Source organism: Rheinheimera oceanensis, assembly GCF_018831085.1.
GTDB lineage: Bacteria > Pseudomonadota > Gammaproteobacteria > Enterobacterales > Alteromonadaceae > Alishewanella > Alishewanella oceanensis.
On sequence record NZ_JAGPNM010000041.1, the window covers coordinates 1 to 717 of the forward strand.

Annotated in this window: 2 protein-coding genes; one reads left to right on the forward strand and one right to left on the reverse strand. The window is 55.4% G+C overall.

From position 1 onward, the window contains the following. Positions 1 to 308 (reverse strand): cation transporter (locus J3B89_RS21000; protein WP_215399547.1); only part of this gene is annotated, 308 nt, incomplete at its 3' end. Positions 309 to 403: 95 nt separating this feature from the next. Between J3B89_RS21000 and cadR the strand changes: the two genes are divergently transcribed. Then, the coding region (gene cadR, locus J3B89_RS21005) for a Cd(II)/Pb(II)-responsive transcriptional regulator (RefSeq protein ID WP_062372602.1) at positions 404 to 717 on the forward strand (314 nt) is incomplete at its 3' end.

Consider the following 717-nt stretch of genomic DNA (forward strand, 5'->3'; position numbering starts at 1 on the left):
GGATTTGCAGCGACGGTTTCCTGAAGCGAGGCGCCTAGCCCCAAGGTCTTCAGTTTCGAGGTGACGGGCTCGACCTCGCCGTCATGCACGACCTTCAGCCGGCGGTTCGACAAGTCGAAGGACAGCGCCCGAACCTCCTCAAAGCCGTTCAGGGCTAGGCGAATCATTCGCTCTTCTGATGGACAGTCCATCTTCGGCACGGCATAAACACTGACCCATCTCCCTGGCGCCTCGGAGGAGGCCTGTATATCGGTATCCGCTGCGGACATTGCATCACCGCCACAGGCGCCACCACAGGATTTGCTCATGATACGACTCCACTTGAACAATGTTGTGGTACCATTTTAAACTATAAAGCTACTATAAGGTCAATAGAGTAAAGAATCCGTTGGGGAGGAGGCTGATGCGCATTGGTCAGTTGGCGCAGTTGGTAGGGGTCGAAACACAGACGATCCGCTTCTATGAACAGCAGGGCTTGTTGCCGCCGCCTGATCGGCAGGACAACGGTTACCGTGTCTATACCGAGAAGCATGGTGAGGGGCTGGCCTTCATCCGTCGCTGCAGAATCCTAGGCCTGTCACTGGCTGAGATTCACGAACTACAGAGCTATCAGGACGACCCTCATCAGCCTTGTACCGCCGTCAACGCCTTGCTCGATGATCACATCTCTCATGTGCGGTCGCAGATAACCGCTCTGCAAGCGCTTGAGAAACAACT